The following is a 16,518-nucleotide window of genomic DNA, read 5'->3' on the forward strand; positions in this document are numbered from 1 at the left end:
CGCTCGCCGCAATGCGAGCGGATATTCCTCCATAGCTCAATTGGCAGAGCAATCGGCTGTTAACCGGTAGGTTCTTGGTTCGAGTCCAAGTGGGGGAGCGAAAGGCCTCGGGCTCCACCCCGGGGCCTTTTCTCTGTTCACCGCAAGGGTGTATCGCCCCCGGCGCCTCCTCGCTACGGTGGGGGCATGCGCCGGGCACGTCGGATCGACGGTCGGGTCACGGCAGCGCGAGAGAAGGGAACACATCATGAGCATCCTCCTCATCATCCTGGCGGTGATCGCCATCGTCCTGCTCTTCGTGGGCGGGTTCATCGCGGCCGTGAAGTGGCTGCTGTGGGTCGGCCTGATCCTGCTGGTCATCGCGGTCATCGCCTGGCTGCTGCGTGTGATCGCGGGCCGTCGGGCATAGGCGCTGCAGTCCGGCGTCCGGAGCACGACGCATGCCCGGGTAGGCTTTCTGCTCGGGCGTGCGCTGTGCCCGGGGAAGGACGCCGATCATCGAGAGTTACACAGTCGCGACGGATGGTGCCTGCTCGGGCAATCCCGGCCCCACCGGATGGGCCTGGGTCGGGGCGGACGGTCAGTGGGCGGCAGGTTCGCTGCCGCTGGGCACGAACAACATCGGCGAATTGCTGGCTCTGCTCAACGCCATCCGCGATCACCGCGATGTGACGCTGCTGACGGTCCAGGCCGATTCGAAGTACGCGATCGACACGTACGCGTCGTGGATGGATGCCCATGCCCGCCGGGGCTGGAAGACCAGCACCGGCGCGCCGACGAAGAACGTCGAGATCCTGCGGGAGCTCATCGTCGAGCGCGACGCGCGTCGGGAGCACGGCGTGCCGGACGTGATCCTGGAGCACGTGCGGGGGCACGCCGGCCACCGGCTGAACAGCTGGGCCGACGAGCGCGCCGTCCGTGCGGCATCCCACGGCGCGAAGGGCGCGCAGAGCCGGTGGTCCTCGCTGGACGGCCAGGAGCCGATCGATGTGGGCGTCGACCCGCCGCGTTCGGCACAGGACAAGCCGCGCAGACGATGACCGAGCGCGGTCCGGCGGACGGGGCCGGCCGCTAGGCTGCGCGGATCCGGTCCCGGCGGGGCGGGAGCCGCTCGAAGCCGGCGGACGCGTAGGTGGCGATGGCCGCGACCCGCGTGCTCTCGGTGCAGACCAGAACGCTGGAGGAGCCCAGCTCCTGCAGCACGGCGGCCGCGGCGACGCAGATCGCCCGACCGTGACCCTGCCGGCGGTGCTCCGGCAGGACGCCGAGGGGCTCGATCAGCCCGGGGCGACCCGGACCGGCAGACCAGACGGCGAGCGCCGCCACCGCGACGCCCCGCTCGTCATACCCCAGCAGGCACCGGACGTCGGCGGAGAGCGGGCCCTGCATCATCGTGCGCCACCGCTCGAGGGTGAAGGACGGGCTGTCCCACGCCGCACGATGCGTCGCGGTGAAGGCGGCCGCCTGCTCCGGCCCGACCACGTCGATCCGCCGCGCAGGCCGGTCGACCGGCGCGGTCAGGTCGCGACGCAGCGGGGTCCACGATTCGCCCGTGTCCCAGCCCGACTGCGTCAGGCGCGCCTGGACCAGGGTGCCGTTCGGCGTCTCGACCGCCGCCCGGCCCGTCGGGAAGACACCATGCGCCGGATCGGCCAGGTCGGCGACGAGCCGGTCTGCCAGCGCCGTGTCCCGACGGGACGACGGTGCGACCGTCAGCCTCAGAAGGTCCGGCCCGTCCAGGAAGCCGACGGCGACGATCCGCCCGTCCCGCGTCCAGACCCGCAGGGCCGCCACGGTCGCGGCCGCGCCGAATCGCCCGAACCAGCCCAGGTCTCCCGGGTGCAGCTGCATCGGTGCGGCATCGTCCTGCCAGTCCCGCAGCGCCTCCCGCACCTCAGCCAGCGCCTCGATGCGCGGCGTGCTCAGTTCGATCACCACGCCCGCGATGCTACCCGGCGCCCGGTCGCCCTCGCGGCCGCGCGCTACGCGTCGATATCGTCGACGCCGGGCGTCCAGGACTGGCCGGCGCGGCCCCAGCCGCGCTTGCGCGCGATCTTCTGCGCCGTCTTCCAGTCGCCGTCGCCGAGCCGGTCCACGTAGAGCACCCCGTCCAGGTGGTCGAACTCGTGCTGCATGATCCGTGCCCGCCAGCCGTCGACCTCAATCCGCACGGGGGCGCCGTCCAGATCGATGCCGGTCACCAGCACGTCGTCGGAGCGCCGCAGCGGGAACCGCTCACCGGGGAACGACAGGCACCCCTCGCTCTCCTCGTCCGGGTCGGGCGCGCCGGGCTCGGTCGGCTTCATCCACAGCACTGGGTTGATCACCACGCCGCGCCACGGGGCGCCGTCATCGTCCTGATAGGTGTACACGTACAGCCGCAGCGGGACCCCCACCTGGGGCGCCGCCAGTCCGACGCCGGGCGCGGCATCCATCGTCTCGTACATGTCGGCGACGAGGCGGCGCACGTCGTCGGTGATCTCGTCGACCTCGGCTGCGGGGGAGTGCAGCACCGGGTCGCCCAGGATGAGGATCGGCAGAATGGCCACGTCTTCAGCCTACCCAGCCCGCCTCGCAGGTAATGTCGAAGAGTGATCGCGACAGGCCTGCCGCTGAACGACGTCACCGACCATCTGGTCGGGGTTTTCCGTGACCCCGCGATCCTGATCGGCATCCCGCTGGCGCTCCTGGGCGCGGTGTTCATGTCCTTCGGTGCGCAGTACCAGCACCGCGGCGTCAACAAGGTGGAGCGTCTCACCGGCACCAGCGGCAGCGAGGGGCTGAGCGCGAGGCAGCTGCTGAGCCTGCTGCGGCGGCCGTCCTGGGTCGCCGGGACGCTCATGCTCGCCCTGGCGATCGTCTGTCAGCTGTCGGCGCTGGCCTTCGCGCCGCTGATCCTGGTCCAGCCGGTGGGTGCCATCTCGCTCGTGATCACGACCCTGTTGAACGCGCGCATCTCCGGCCACAAGCCCACCAGGAAGTCGGTGCGCTCGATCATCGCCTGCGTCGGCGGCATCTTCGTGTTCGTCACCATCGCCGCCTTCGTTGCGACCGAGACCCCGCTGACCAGCGGCCAGCTGCTGACCGTGCTGATCATGCTCGCGGTCGTGCTGGTCGTGCTGGCGACCGCCTGGGTGCTGCTGCGCAAGCGCGCCCACCCCCTCTTCTACATCGTGGCCTCCGGCATCCTGTACGGGTTCGTGGCCACTCTGGCGAAGATCGTGATCAAGCGGGTGCAGGTGTGGGACATCGACGCGATGACCATCGTCTGCCTCATCGGCTTGCTGCTGGCGGCCGGGCTCGGCGCCTACTTCGTGCAGACGGCGTACTCGGTCGGTCCGCCCGACCTGGTGATCGCGGGGCTGACGGTGGTCGACCCGATGGTGGCCGTGCTCATCGGCCTGACCGTGCTGAAGGAGGCCGCCACCGCGGGCGTGTGGGCCTACGTCGGCTTCGGCATCGCCGGAGCGATAGCGATCTACGGCGTGTTCTCGCTGGCGCGCAACCACCCGCAGGTGATCAGCGACAGCCAGGAGCTGCCGATCCGGCGCGGCAGCGACGGGAAAGGTCAGGGCAGGCCCCGCCCCTGACGCTGGGCGGCCGTTCCGCGATCGAGGCCGCGCTGACGGCATCCATGCCACGATCATCGCGCACACCGTCATGGGCGATAGGCTCGGGTGCGCAGGGGGCGGTGGCCAAGCTGGTGAAGGCAGCGGGCTCATAACCCGACGATCGTGGGTTCAAGTCCCACCCGCCCTACCGATCCGGCCCTCCCGCTCGGAGCATCCGGTCGTCCCTATTCGCGGGAGAGCGCAGCGAGGGCCTCCAGCTCGAGGTCGAGGTACTGCTCTTCGCTGACGTCCACGACCACGCCGAGCAGTGTGCCCCCGGTGAACGGGAAGGGGTTCGCGTACTGCCGGCTGACGGTATCGGCGCTGTCGAAGCCGACGCACAGGCCGTCGCCGCAGAGGGTGAACTTGCCGACCTGCGCCCGCATCGGTCCCTGGTCGACCACCTCGTCATCCACGTAGAGCGTGCAGGTGCCGACCGACTCCTTGTGCTCGCCGGCTCCCTCCCGGACGAACTCCGTGCCCAGCACGTGCGGTCCGGGGGTGAGCTCCTTCGAGACGAAGGTCTGCTCGGGTGGGATGCCGAGGAAGTTGTACACGTAGTGCAGCTTCCCGTCCTTGATGAACAGGGCATGTCCGCCGAAGCGGGAGCCGTGCGCGAACAGCACGCCTTCGGCATCCGCCTCGAGCACGACATCGGCGGCGATCTTGAACGAGCGCCCGCGCACGTTCACCGCCACACCTTCGGGCACCGCGCCGCTGTCGGGGTAGTAGATGAAGCGGGTGCGGGCGGGCTCGGAGGTCGGACGATCCAGCGTCAGCTGCTCCATCGCCGTCCGGTCGTCGATCGGCAGCCCGTAATTGGCGTCGGCCTCTTCGAACCACGCGGCGACGAGCTCCGTGACCTTCTCCGGATGCCGGTCCGCCAGGTTCTTCGACTCCGACCGGTCCTCGTCCACGTGGTAGAGCTCCCACTCGTCCTGGTCAAAGTGGCCGTGGCCGGTGATGGGCGCGTGTGTCGCGGCGACCTTCCAGCCGTCCTGCCAGAGCCCGCGGGTGCCGATCATGTTGTAGTACTGGCGCTTCTTCCGCGTGGGGGCGTCGGCCAGGTCGAAGGTGTAGCGCATGGAGACGCCGGGCAGCGGCGCCTGCTCCACGCCGCGGTAGACCTGGGGCATCTCGAGACCAGCGAGGTCGAGGATGGTGGGGACGATGTCGGTCACATGGTGGTACTGGTGCCGGATCTCGCCCTTGGCGGCGATCCCCTTCGGCCAGTGGATGATCAGCGGGTCGCAGGTCCCGCCGGAATACTGGCTGTACCGCTTGAACATCTGGAACGGCGTCGAGAATGCGGCCGCCCAGCCCGTCGGGTAGTGGTTGTACGTCTCCGGGCTGCCCAGCTCGTCGAGCCGGGCGAGGTTCTCGGCCAGGTCGTCCGGGTAGTTGTTGAAGAACTTGTTCTCGTTCACCGATCCGTCCGGCGATCCCTCACCCGACGCGCCGTTGTCGGCGCAGTAGAAGATCACCGTGTTCTCGAGTTGCCCGCTGGCCTCCAGATAGTCGACCATGCGGCCGATCTGGGCGTCGGTGTATTCGCTGAACCCGGCGAACACCTCGGCCATGCGGGCGAACAGCCTCTTCTCATCGTCGCTGAGCGCGTCCCACGGCTTGACGTGGTCCGCGGGATTCGCCTGGTCCTCGGGGAGCGGGTTGAAGGGGGTGAGCTCGGTGCCCTCGGGCATGATCCCCTTCTCGATCATCCGCGTCAGCACCCACTCGCGGTATGCGTCGTAGCCGTCGTCGAACACGCCCTTGTACTTGGCGATGTACTCGTCGGGCGCATGGTGAGGGGCGTGGTTGGCTCCCGGGCAGAACCACATGTACCAGGGCTTCGAGGGGTTGGAGGCCTGCTGATCGCGGAGCATCTTGATTCCCTGATCGGCCAGGTCCTTCGAGAGGTGATAGCCTTCGTCCGGCGTGTAGGGCTGCTCGATGAAGTGGTTGTCCTCGGCGAGATCGGGGTACCACTGGTTGGTCTCGCCGCCGAGGAAACCGTAGAAGCGGTCGAAGCCCATCTGCAGCGGCCACTGCCGACGGCTGCCGCCGCTGGAGTTGTCCTGCTCGGGGACGTTGTGGTCCTTGCCGAGCCAGAAGGTGCTGTAGCCGTTGTCCTGCAGGATGTGCGCGAGGGTGGCGCAGTCGTCCGGGATCCGGCCGGAGTTGCCTGGGAATCCGTTGGTGGACTCCATCAGCGAGGCGATGCTGTTGCGCGTGTGGTTGCGCCCGGTAAGGAAGCTCGAACGGGTCGGCGAGCAGAGCGCCGTGGTGTGCCACTGCGTGTAGGTCAGGCCGTTCTGGGCCAGGCGGTCCAGCGTCGGCATGTTGATCCGGCCGCCATAGGGCGACCACGAGGCCATCCCGGTGTCGTCGTACAGGATGACGAGGACGTTCGGCGCGCCCTCGGCGGGCTGGGGGAGCAGATAGGGGCCCCAGTCCGGTTCGGAGTCTCGGACATCCAGGGCGATCTTGCCGGTGAATTCCTTGGCCATCGGGTGCTCCCGTCGCTCGGTCTCTCGCGGACACATCCACGCTATCGACCGGCGGTCGCATGCACCAGAGGGCATGTGCGGCTAGGTTCGGGGATGTGACGCCCCCCGTCGACGCCCCCGACCGCATGCTGCTGCCGAGCCTCGCCGGCTACCGGCGCGGGTGGCTGCTCCGCGATGTCATGGCGGGGCTGGCCGCCGGCGCCGTCGTCATTCCGCAGGCGATGGCGTATGCGACGATCGCGGATCTGCCCGTCGAGGTGGGCCTGTACACCTGCATCCTGCCCATGCTCGTCTATGCGCTGCTGGGCGGCTCACGGGCGATGAGCGTGTCGACGACGTCGACGGTGGCGACGCTGACCGCGACGACGCTGGTCACGGCCGACGTCGCCTCGTCCGCCCCCGACGGTCTCGGCGCGCTCACGATGCTCACGCTGCTGGTCGGCGCGATTCTCCTCCTGGCACGGCTCCTGCGGCTGGGCTCCCTGGTGGAGAACATCAGCGGCGCCACGGTCCTCGGGGTGCAGATCGGGGTGGGCGCGATCGTCGCCGTCGGGCAGGTGCCCACGATGCTGGGCGAGACCCTCGACGTCAGCGGCGGGGGCCTGTTCGCCGTGATTGCGGCCGCGATCGCCAGCGTGGGCACCGCGAGCGTGCCCACGGTCGCGCTGTCGGCCGGCAGCGTGGCGGTCCTCCTGCTGCTCAAGCGCTTCGCCCCGCAGGTCCCCGGCGCGCTGATCGTCGCGGTCGGCGGAATCCTTCTGGTCGGCCTCGGTCATCTCGACGCCCTCGGCGTGGCCCTGATCGACGCGGTGCCGACGGGGATGCCGCGCCTCCGTCTGCCCGACCTGTCGATGGCCGGCGACCTGGTTCCCGGGGCCTTGGCGATCGCCGTGATGGCCTTCCTCGAGTCCGCCGCCGTCGCCCGCACGATCCGCGAGCGATCCCAGCCGCAGATCGACAGCGACCGGGAGCTGCTGGCGATGGGCGCCGCCAACGTGCTCGGCGCGTTCTCGGCTGCCATGCCGGCCGCGGGCGGCTTCTCGCAGAGCGCGGTGAACCGCGGCGCCGGCGCCCGCACCCAGCTGGCGGGGGTGGTGACCGCGGTGCTGGCCATCCTGGTCGCGCTGTTCCTGGGCCCGGTGCTGAGTCTGCTGCCGCAGGCCACGCTGTCGGCGATGGTCTTCGTGGCCGTGGTCGGTCTGATCGACGTCCGCGAACTGGTCCGGTGGGCGCGGGTGAGTCCGGTGGACTTCTGGGTGGCGCTCACGGTCGCCCTGGTCGCGCTCGCGGCGGGGCTCCTGGTCGCGGTGGGCGTGGGCGTGGCCGCGACCCTGCTGCTCGTGCTGCGCGAGCTGAACACGCCCCGCCTGGACATCCTCGACCAGCGCGGCGGCACGCTGGCCGTCCACGTGGGCCGCGGTCTCTACACCGCGAATGCGCGCCCGATCTCTCGTGCGGTGGTGTCGCTGGCCGTGCGCCGCCGGCCCGCGGTATCGGTGCTGATCCTCGACCTCACCCGTCAGGACGCGCTCACGGTCACGGTGCTGGATGCGCTGGAGGAGCTCGAGGCGGACTTGGCCGCGCACGACGTCGTGCTGCATCTGGCGTCCCTTCCGCCGGCGGCCGCGGCGGTCGCGGCGCGGGTGGACTGGTATCGGCGCCTGGAGGCGCTGGGGCGGGTGCACGCGACGGTGCGGGACGGGATGACCGCGGTGGCTCCGGAAGAGGATGTCTGAGGCACCGCGCGTGCGCCGGGCGATATCGTGAGCGCATACCAACGGTTGGAGGCCGACATGTCCGCACCGCTGAATTCCTGGCGCGACGGCGCCGCGCGATCTGCGATCCTCGCCTTCGTCGATGCCGTCACCGACCAGGACGGACCCGACTTCGTGCCGGTGGAGGGACGGATCGCGGTCTTCGACAACGACGGCACGCTGTGGACCGAGAAGCCGATGCAGACGCAGCTGCACTACCTCCTGGAACAGTGGAAGCGCGCGGCCCAGGCCGACCCGGCGCTCGCCGACACGCAGCCGTATCGCGCCGCCGTCAGCGGCGACCTGGGCTGGCTGGGCGCGGCGATCGACAAGCACTACGCCGGCGACGATGCCGACCTCGGAGTGCTCATCGCGGCCGTGGCGGCCGCCTCCGCCGGCGCGAGCGTCGAGGAGTACGAGGCATCCGTCGCCGCGTTCTTCCGAGACGCGCGTCACCTGACGTTGAAGAGCTCGTATGCGCTGACGGTCTTCCAGCCCATGGTGGAACTGATCCGGCTGCTGGATGCGAACGACTTCCGCTCGTACATCGTCTCCGGCGGCGAGCGCGACTTCATGCGTCCCGTCACCCAGGACTACTACGGCATCCCTCCCCAGCGCGTAGTGGGCACGGCGATGGACCTGGAATACGACGCCGAGGCGAATCTGGTCCGCTATGCGCCGAAGCTGTCCTTCTTCGACGACGGACCGCAGAAGCCGATACGGATCTGGAGCAGGATCGGCCGGCGGCCGATCCTGGCCGTGGGCAACTCCAACGGCGACGTCGACATGCTCCGGTTCGCTCAGGGCAGCCGTCGCAGCCTCGCGATGCTCGTGCATCACGACGACGACACCGGGCGTGGCGACCAGCCGTACGATGCCGGCGCCGAGGAGGCGCTGTCTGCGGCGACCGCGCACGGCTTCACCGTCGTGAGCGTGCGCGACGATTGGGAGACCGTGTTCCCCGGAGTGTCCGCGTCCTGAGCGGCCCCGCTCAGTGGTCGTCGGCGATGTGCAGCGTGCGGAAGTCGGTGCGGTGCAGCGCCCGCAGGAGCACCGCTTTCGCGCCGCCGAATGCGCGCAGACCCTCGGCGGTGGGGCACGGACCGATCCGGTCGATCCGATGGCGCCGTCCCTTCACGACGACCTCGCAGTGGCCGGCGGCGGTGATGTTGCGGTACCAGTTGACGTCCGGGCCGTAGGTGAGCTCGGCGATGAACGCGTCATCGGCGCGCGCGAGGATCACCGGGGTCTCGTACACGGTCCCCGACCTGCGGCCCACGTTGATCACGAGACTGAACGGGCCGATGCCCGCACGCGCCATCCGCCGGGTGAGCCGGTTCAGCGTCGCGTTCAGCGCCTTCAGATACCGCTGCCGGAATGAGAGCTCCACCATCCCATTCTCGCCTGGCCGCCTACATCGCCGCACCGATGTAGGAGTACTTGATGAACACCTCGCCGGCGATGCCGGCTTCATCCAGCACGCCCTGCACGGCAGCGAGCATGTACCTCGAGTCCCACCCCATGTACAGGAAGTGCTCCGCATCCAGTTCGTCCCACTGACCGTTCCAGGCCTGCGCCGGGAAGATCGGGCCGCCCCGCCGGGCGCTGTACGCGACGACGTCCGCGCGGGAGTCGGCCCAGAGTCGACGGAAGATGCGATTGAACAGGTACTTCACGTCGTGCACCTCCCAGTGCTCGCCGCGGTACTCGACGTACTCGAACTCGCGCTCCCAGCCGCGCGGCCACCCGCGCCGCCGCTTCGCGTCCAGCACCGGGGTGAGGCCGTCGTCGTCGATCAGCACGGTCTCGGGACGGCGCCAGATCGACAGCAGGACGTCGGTGAGCTCGGCCGTGCGCGCGGCGATCTGGGCCGTGCCCCAGGCATCCCGCCCGGCGATCGCGCGTGTGATCGCCAGGTCGCTGGCCGCGTAGGCGGCGCGCTTGTCCGGGAAGGACGCACCGAAGACGCGCTCGGCGAGCGGCTGCTCGAGGAGGGTCATGTTGCCCAGCGACTGGGCGAGCGCGCGACGGCTGTTCTGCTCGTCGTCGGACAGGTCCTTCCAGCGGCGGGCGCCGTCGCCGCTCCAGTCGTCGGACGGGGCAAGCGGGAGGATGTGCTCCAGATCGAGCCCGTCCAGGCTGGCCGTGCCGCCGATCCGGCCGAGCACGTAGGCGGCGTGGGGGAGGTCGCCGTATTTCAGGGCCACCCGCACCCGCTCGTCGGACGGCGTGATGCGCGAGATGGCGTGGTCCAGCGCCTGCGGGCACTCTTCCCGCGCACGGCACAGGCGCGCCACGAGCCGCTCGCCGCCGACGCCGACGATCTGCCGGCGCAGCAGCAGGGCCTGCGCGTGCTCGAGCAGCGTGATCAGGCCCGCGCGATCGAGCAGCCCGCGTGCGTGGTCGCTGTATGCGCGCATCACCAGCGGGTACATGCCGCGGCCGAAGGTGTTCACGTAGGCGAGCTGGCGCGAGATCTCGGCATCCTTCTCCCGCGTGGGATCCAGGAGCACGGCGTACACCTCGGCGTAGGCGCGCCAGTCGGCGGCCCGCACCCGCAGCTCGTCCAGCTCGACCCGCGGCACCTGCGCGCGGAACGCGTCGTAGACACCCCGTGCCCCGGCCACCGTGACCTCGCGCCCGGTCGTCATGATCAGGTAGTGCCGCCAGAACCCCGCGATCTGCTCGCCCGTGGCGCGTTCGATCGGCAGCCAGAACTCGTCCTCGACGGCGGTCTGCTGCTCGTGCGTGAGACCCATCAGGATGTAGTTGTGGATCAGCTCGTGATCGCGCAGCGGCTCGCCGGTCGAGTTCAGGCTCTCGAAGATCTGCTGCGCGTTGGCCCCGGCCCCGAGCGTGATCGACACGTGCTCCAGCTTCTGGATGCCGCGCCACACCTGCCGCGCCTCGCCGAGGGCGACCTGACTGCGGAAGAACGCGTAGTTGTCGTCGAAGCGCGACTCGGGGCGGGTGCCGTCCGGTCCGCGTCGGTCCAGCACGACATCCTCGAACAGCTCCGCCCACTCGCGGTGGGGGCGCAGCTTGGTGCGGCTCGCATCGTCGGCGCGCAGGAGCACCCGGGACAGCTCTTGCGCCAGCTCGGGGTCCGCGTCGCGCACGGTGTGATGAAGCGCGGCCACCAGCAGCATGAGCGTGGTGATCCGCTGCTGGCCGTCGATCAGGATCAGGTCGCGCAGATCGTCGTCGGCACCGGATGCCGCGGCCGACAGGATCGAGCCGATGAAGTGCATGTGCCGTCCGTCGGCGTCGGCCACCCGGCGCACATCGGCAAGCAGCTGCTCGCACCCGCCGATGTCCCAGCGATACTGCCGCTGGTAGACCGGCACGACGATGGCGGTCTGCGGCTGGGCGAGCCAGGCGATGGTGTTGACCGCGGTGGCATCGACGTTCGTGGCACTGCCCATGGCTGGCATCACTCTTTCTGCGGGCGGGAGGGGACGGCGCGAGGCACCCGATCTACTCTAAGTGCGCGGTCCGGATGGGGCCCGGCGGCCCGCGGGAACGCCCCTGTTATTCACGGCGGCGGCCCCGAGACGCGGAACAGCCCCGATGTAGGCTTGCCTAAGTCGGGCCTGTAAAAACTTCGCTGGCCCTCTACGAAAGGTCATGATCCTCATCATGGGTTACATCAAGTCCGCCGCTCTCGAGGAGACCGGCTATGTCGTCCTGGACAGCTACAACCAGGAGCTCGACCCCAAGGAGTGGCTCGACATCGAGTATGTCGACTGGAAGTCCTCGGGCGACACCCGCTTCGCGCCGCTGGCCAGCGCGTTCGGTGAGATCGAGTGCAACGGCTTCTGGAACCACAAGCCGCCGCGCACCGACAAGGACGGCGTGTGGATCGAGTCGCAGGTCGCGAAGGCGCCGAACCTGACCCGCCGCGCACAGGAGCCGGGCGCCAACGTCGGGCGCTGCCGGGTGATCGAGCTGCAGCCCACCCCGTACGGGGAGTGCCTCTACAACCTGCACCAGGATGACAACAACCGGCTGAACCCGGACGGGACCGGCTGGGTCGTGCGCGGGTTCTTCAACCTGACCGACGACAAGGACAGCTTCTTCGTGCTGCGCGAGAACCGCACCGACCCGCAGGGCGAGGTCCGCATCGCGCTGCCGGCCGGAGCGCAGCTGATCATCGACACCCAGCGGCTGTGGCACGCGACGACCCACCTGGGCTCCGAGCCGCGGTACAACCTCATCACCTCGTGGACCAGCGGACCCGAGCTGGACGCATACATCGAGAAGTACAACGGCCGCAATCGGGTCGACAGCGTCCCGGTCGACCAGGAGATCCTCGATGCCGGCTACGCCGAGCAGGCGCGGAAGGATGCTGCGCGCGCGGCATACTACGCCGCCAAGGGGCAGGCCGAGGTCCGGGCCATGAGCGAGGCCTGATCGCCCGGCCCGCCGACACGGGAATCACAGGCTTGTGATTCCCGTGCTGGCGGGCGATAATGAGCCCAGACAACAGAACAGCACGCCGCCGCATCCGGTCAGGTCGTAGGGGAAGACGTACCTGACGAAACGGAGAGATCATGGCGGCGACACCATCGCGTGGAGTGATTCTGATCCACTCCGCGCCACGCGCATTGTGCCCCCACTTGGAGTGGGCGGTAGGACGCGCTCTTGGGCGTGCGACGAGCTTCGACTGGGCCGACCAGCCGGTGCTCGGCGGCAGCCGACGTGCGGAGTTCTACTGGGAGGGGCCGGCCGGCACCGGGGCGGCCCTGGCGACCGCGATCCGCGGCTGGGAGCACCTGCGCTTCGAGGTCACCGAGGACCCGACACCGCGCAGCGACGGCGGACGCTGGATGCACACCCCCGGGCTGGGCATCCACTATGCGCAGACCGACTCCGCCGGCAACGTCGTGATCGGCGAGGACCGGCTGCGCTACGCCATGGACGTGGCCGCCGGCGATGTGGCCGAGCTGGAGCGCGAGCTGCAGATCGCCCTCGGGTCGGCCTGGGACGATGAGCTGGAGCCGTTCCGGCACGCATCCGACGATGCGCCGGTGGTGTGGCTGCACAAGGTCGGCTGAGAACAACTCCCCACGGCACTGCTGCCGTGGGGAGTCTGCGTTTCTGCGGATCAGGAGGACGCGAACGCGACCACCGCGTTGTGTCCGCCGAAGCCGAACGAGTTGCTGATCGCGAGCTGCGGGCCCTCTCCGAGGGGCTGCACGTCGCCGGAGATCCGGAAGGGCACCTCGGGGTCCTGCTCGGTCAGATTGATCGTCGGAGGCGCCTGACGGTTCGTGATCGCGAGGATGGTGAACACCGCCTCGAGCGCACCCGTGCCGCCGAGCAGGTGTCCGGTGGACGCCTTGGTGGCCGACACCGGGATCTCGTCGATCCGGTCGCCGAAGACCTGCTTGAGCGCCTGGTACTCGTTCGGGTCGCCGACCGGGGTGGAGGTGGCGTGCGCGTTGATGTGCGTGATGTCGTCGGGCGAGGCATCCGCCGCCTCGAGCGCCATCCGCACCGCGCGCGCGGCGCCGTGCCCCTCGGGGTCGTTCGCGGTGATGTGGTACGAGTCGGCGGTCACCCCGCCGCCGGCCGCGTAGGCATAGATCTTGGCGCCGCGGGCCTTGGCGTGCTCCTCGGTCTCCAGGATCAGCACGGCCGACCCCTCGCCCATCACGAAGCCGTCCCGGTCGATGCTGCCCGGCCGCGACGCGTGCTCGGGGTCGTCGTTGCGGCGGGACAGGGCCTGCATCGAGGCGAACGCCGCCATCGTCAGCGGGTGGATGGCCGATTCGGTGCCGCCGGCGATCACGACGTCGGCAAGTCCGTCCTGCAGGTGTTCGATGGCGTTCGCGATCGACTCGGTGCTCGAGGCGCAGGCGCTGGCGACCGTGCGCGCGAACGCGCGTGCGCCGAAGTGGAGGGAGATGTTGCCGGCCGCGGCGTTGGGCATCAGCATCGGGACCGTCATCGGCATCACGCGGCGGGGGCCCTTCTCGCGCAGCGTGTCCCACGCATCCAGCAGGGTCCACAGTCCGCCGATGCCGGTCGCGAAGTCGACGCCCAGCCGCTCCGGATCGACCTCGGGAGCGCCGGCGTCCGCCCAGGCTTCCAGCGCCGCGACCATGGCGAACTGCGAAGACGGGTCCAGACGCTTGGCGAGGGGACGGGCCAGAACGCTCTCCGGACGGACGATGCCCTCGGCCGCGAACGTGACCGGCAGCTGGTACTCCTCCACCCAGTCGTAGGGGAGGGTGTGGGCGCCGCTTGCGCCGTTCAGCAGGGCGGACCAGCTTTCGGGCGCGGTGCCTCCCAGGGGAGTCGAAGCGCCGATGCCGGTGACGACGATGCGGGACGTGCTCATGTGGGGTTCCTCGTGATGTGGGGTGCCGGTGGGGGCGGACTGCCCCCACCGGATGCGGTCACTCCTGGTGCGTGCTGATGTACGTGACGGCGTCGCCGACGGTCTTGAGGTTCTTCACCTCGTCGTCGGGGATGGTGACGCCGAACTTCTCCTCGGCGTTGACGACGATCGTCATCATCGAGATCGAGTCGATGTCCAGGTCGTCGGTGAACGACTTCTCCAGCGCCACCTCGTCGGCGGAGATCCCCGTCTCGTCGGTGATCAGCTCGGCAAGGCCGGCGAGGACCTCATCGTTGGTGAATGCCATTTCTGCTCCTTGTTCTGGATTCTTCAGGGGACGAGGCCCGGCGGGCCGTGGACAAGTCTATGGTCGAGTGCGTTCCGGTCAGGGGAGCACGACGACCTGCGCGCCGAAGACGAGCCCGGCGCCGAACCCGATCTGCAGCGCGAGCCCGCCGGACAGCGCCGGATGCTCCTGCAGCAGCCGGTGGGTCGCCAGCGGGATGGATGCCGCCGATGTGTTGCCGGTGGTCTCGATGTCGTGGGCGATCGTGACGGTGTCCGGGAGCTTGAGCTGCTTGGCGAACTCGTCGATGATGCGCAGGTTGGCCTGATGTGGGATGAACGCGGCCAGGTCCGCGGCCTCGACACCGGCCGCCTCCAGCGCGCGCCGGGCCACCTTGACCATGTCCCACACGGCCCAGCGGAACACCGAAGGCCCCTCCTGCCGCAGCGTCGGCCAGGGCACGGTGCCGTCGCGGAACTCGGTGAGGGTGGCGTTCATGCCGACCAGCTCGGCCTTCGAGCCGTCCGAGCCCCAGACGGTGGGACCGATGCCGGGGGTGTCGCTCGGCCCGACCACCGCCGCGCCGGCGCCGTCGCCGAGCAGGAACGAGATGCTGCGGTCGGCGGGGTCGACGAGGTCGCTGAGCTTCTCGACGCCGACCACCACGGCGTAGGTCGCGATGCCTCCGCGGATGAGGGCGTCCGCCTGCGCGACGCCGTAGGCGAAGCCCGCGCAGGCGGCGTTCAGATCGTAGGCGGCGGCGGGATTCGCGCCGATGCGGTCGGCGACGATGGCCGAGACCGACGGGGTCTGCTTCGGGTTGCTGATGGTGGCGACGATGACGGCGTCGATCTTGTCGGCCGGGATGCCGGAGCGCTCGACCGCTTCGCGAGCCGCATCCGTGCCCAGCTCGATGGCGCTGGTGTCGTGGTCGGCGCGCACGCGCGTGATGATGCCGGTGCGCTGCCGGATCCACTCGTCGCTGGAATCGATCGGACCGACCAGGTCGTCGTTGGGGACGACGTTCTCACCGCGGGCCGCGCCGTACGCGTAGATGCGGGTGTGGGCGGGCCCGGTGGGCTGGGTCAGGCTGATGCTCATGCGGCTTCTCCGGTCAGCAGTGCGGTCGCGGCCGCGAGGTCGTCGGGCGTCTTGACCGCCACGCTCGGCACGCCGCGCAGGGCGCGCTTGGCGAGGCCGACGAGGGTGCCGGCGGGGGCGAGTTCGACGATCCCGGTCACTCCGTGGTCGGCGAAGGACGCCATGCACAGGTCCCACCGCACGGGCGAGGCGACCTGCGCCACCATCAGGTCGATGGCCGCGGCACCGGAGTCCACGACGGAGCCGTCGCTGTTGGTCCACAGTGTCAGGGCCGGATCGGATGCCGTCACCTCGGCGGCGGCGGCGCGCAGGGTGTCCACGGCCGGCGCCATGTAGCCGGTGTGGAAGGCGCCCGCGACCTGCAGCGGGATCACGCGGGCGCCCCGGGGGGCGTCGGCGGCCAGCTCGGCGAGGTCGGACAGCGCTCCGGCGGCGACGATCTGGCCGCCGCCGTTGTAGTTGGCCGGGGTGAGGCGATGCGTCTGCAGCGCCGCCAGGACGGTGGCCTCGTCGCCGCCGACGATGGCGCTCATGCCGGTCTGGGCCGCCGCGGCGGCTTCGGCCATCGCCCGCCCGCGGGTGCCCACCAGCTCCAGCGCCTCCGTGGGGGCGACGACGCCGGCGGCGGCCAGCGCGGCCAGCTCTCCGACCGAGTGTCCGGCGACCCCGGCGGGGCGGGCATCGGCGGTCAGGGCGGCGTAGGACAGCAGGCTCGCCGCCACGATCAGCGGCTGGGCGACCTTGGTGTCGCGGATGCGCTCGGCATCCCACTCGGTTCCCGCGGCCACGAGGTCGACGCGCGCATGGTCGGAGAACTCCTGCAGGCGTTCGCGCGCGCCGTCCAGTTCGAGCCAGGGAGCGAGGAAGCCGGGGGACTGCGCGCCCTGACCGGGGAAGACGGCGATGATCACTT

Annotated in this window: 16 protein-coding genes and 2 tRNA genes; 9 read left to right on the forward strand and 9 right to left on the reverse strand. The window is 70.0% G+C overall.

The window, feature by feature from the left end:
- Positions 1-25: 25 nt before the first annotated feature.
- The 3 genes from AC0L6F_RS01800 (at position 26) to AC0L6F_RS01810 (ending at position 1,040) form a co-directional block, all read left to right on the forward strand.
- A tRNA-Asn gene (locus AC0L6F_RS01800) sits at positions 26-98 on the forward strand.
- A 149-nt stretch (positions 99-247) separates the two neighbouring features.
- The gene (locus AC0L6F_RS01805) at positions 248-409 is read left to right on the forward strand and encodes a hypothetical protein (RefSeq protein WP_274635581.1); all 162 of its coding nucleotides are present in this window, start codon (positions 248-250) and stop codon (positions 407-409) included.
- A gap of 58 nt (positions 410-467) precedes the next feature.
- A complete protein-coding gene (locus AC0L6F_RS01810) occupies positions 468-1,040 on the forward strand; it encodes a ribonuclease H family protein (RefSeq protein ID WP_473538969.1) in 573 nt (190 codons plus the stop codon).
- Between the two features lie 31 nt (positions 1,041-1,071).
- Here AC0L6F_RS01810 and AC0L6F_RS01815 read toward each other — a convergent pair whose 3' ends face one another.
- Together AC0L6F_RS01815 and def are read right to left on the reverse strand one after the other, a co-directional pair.
- On the reverse strand, positions 1,072-1,938 hold the full coding sequence (locus AC0L6F_RS01815; RefSeq protein WP_473538970.1) for a GNAT family N-acetyltransferase: 867 nt from the start codon (positions 1,936-1,938) through the stop codon (positions 1,072-1,074).
- A 44-nt stretch (positions 1,939-1,982) separates the two neighbouring features.
- Positions 1,983-2,549 carry a peptide deformylase gene (gene def / locus AC0L6F_RS01820; RefSeq protein ID WP_274635579.1) on the reverse strand — a complete coding sequence of 189 codons (567 nt, stop codon included), beginning with the start codon at positions 2,547-2,549 and terminating at the stop codon, positions 1,983-1,985.
- A 42-nt stretch (positions 2,550-2,591) separates the two neighbouring features.
- Here def and AC0L6F_RS01825 point away from each other — a divergent pair, with 42 nt between their 5' ends.
- Both AC0L6F_RS01825 and AC0L6F_RS01830 read left to right on the forward strand, forming a co-directional pair.
- Complete coding sequence (locus AC0L6F_RS01825) at positions 2,592-3,590, forward strand: DMT family transporter (protein ID WP_473538971.1); 999 nt, start codon at positions 2,592-2,594, stop codon at positions 3,588-3,590.
- Positions 3,591-3,685: 95 nt separating this feature from the next.
- A tRNA-Ile gene (locus AC0L6F_RS01830) sits at positions 3,686-3,759 on the forward strand.
- A 37-nt stretch (positions 3,760-3,796) separates the two neighbouring features.
- Here the strand turns inward: AC0L6F_RS01830 and AC0L6F_RS01835 are convergent.
- On the reverse strand, positions 3,797-6,118 hold the full coding sequence (locus tag AC0L6F_RS01835) for an arylsulfatase (RefSeq protein WP_473538972.1): 2,322 nt from the start codon (positions 6,116-6,118) through the stop codon (positions 3,797-3,799).
- Between the two features lie 95 nt (positions 6,119-6,213).
- On the opposite strand from AC0L6F_RS01835, the gene AC0L6F_RS01840 reads away from it, so the two are divergent.
- Positions 6,214-7,854 (forward strand): SulP family inorganic anion transporter, encoded by a 1,641-nt coding sequence (locus tag AC0L6F_RS01840; RefSeq protein WP_473538973.1) that lies wholly within the window; start codon positions 6,214-6,216, stop codon positions 7,852-7,854.
- A 57-nt stretch (positions 7,855-7,911) separates the two neighbouring features.
- Entirely contained in the window at positions 7,912-8,853 is a 942-nt protein-coding gene (locus tag AC0L6F_RS01845) for a haloacid dehalogenase-like hydrolase (RefSeq protein ID WP_473538974.1), read from the forward strand.
- Between the two features lie 10 nt (positions 8,854-8,863).
- Here AC0L6F_RS01845 and AC0L6F_RS01850 read toward each other — a convergent pair whose 3' ends face one another.
- Both AC0L6F_RS01850 and AC0L6F_RS01855 read right to left on the reverse strand, forming a co-directional pair.
- Positions 8,864-9,262, reverse strand: a complete 399-nt coding sequence (locus AC0L6F_RS01850) for a nitroreductase/quinone reductase family protein (RefSeq protein WP_473538975.1) — start codon at positions 9,260-9,262, stop codon at positions 8,864-8,866.
- 22 nt (positions 9,263-9,284) lie between these two features.
- The gene (locus tag AC0L6F_RS01855) at positions 9,285-11,297 is read right to left on the reverse strand and encodes a DUF262 domain-containing protein (RefSeq protein ID WP_473538976.1); all 2,013 of its coding nucleotides are present in this window, start codon (positions 11,295-11,297) and stop codon (positions 9,285-9,287) included.
- Positions 11,298-11,511: 214 nt separating this feature from the next.
- Between AC0L6F_RS01855 and AC0L6F_RS01860 the strand changes: the two genes are divergently transcribed.
- Positions 11,512-12,285, forward strand: coding sequence for a hypothetical protein (locus AC0L6F_RS01860; RefSeq protein WP_274635574.1), 774 nt, complete (start codon positions 11,512-11,514; stop codon positions 12,283-12,285).
- Between the two features lie 140 nt (positions 12,286-12,425).
- Positions 12,426-12,929, forward strand: a complete 504-nt coding sequence (locus AC0L6F_RS01865; RefSeq protein WP_259611928.1) for a DUF3145 domain-containing protein — start codon at positions 12,426-12,428, stop codon at positions 12,927-12,929.
- Between the two features lie 50 nt (positions 12,930-12,979).
- Here AC0L6F_RS01865 and AC0L6F_RS01870 read toward each other — a convergent pair whose 3' ends face one another.
- The 4 genes from AC0L6F_RS01870 to AC0L6F_RS01885 form a co-directional block, all read right to left on the reverse strand.
- A complete protein-coding gene (locus AC0L6F_RS01870) occupies positions 12,980-14,218 on the reverse strand; it encodes a beta-ketoacyl-[acyl-carrier-protein] synthase family protein (protein WP_473538977.1) in 1,239 nt (412 codons plus the stop codon).
- 58 nt (positions 14,219-14,276) lie between these two features.
- Positions 14,277-14,525 carry an acyl carrier protein gene (locus tag AC0L6F_RS01875; RefSeq protein ID WP_259611929.1) on the reverse strand — a complete coding sequence of 83 codons (249 nt, stop codon included), beginning with the start codon at positions 14,523-14,525 and terminating at the stop codon, positions 14,277-14,279.
- A gap of 78 nt (positions 14,526-14,603) precedes the next feature.
- Positions 14,604-15,605, reverse strand: a complete 1,002-nt coding sequence (locus AC0L6F_RS01880) for a beta-ketoacyl-ACP synthase III (protein ID WP_473538978.1) — start codon at positions 15,603-15,605, stop codon at positions 14,604-14,606.
- Positions 15,602-16,516, reverse strand: a complete 915-nt coding sequence (locus AC0L6F_RS01885) for an ACP S-malonyltransferase (RefSeq protein ID WP_473538979.1) — start codon at positions 16,514-16,516, stop codon at positions 15,602-15,604. Before AC0L6F_RS01885 ends, AC0L6F_RS01880 begins: the two co-directional genes overlap by 4 nt.
- Between the last annotated feature and the right edge of the window lie 2 nt (positions 16,517-16,518).

The organism is Microbacterium sp. G2-16M, from assembly GCF_055809115.1.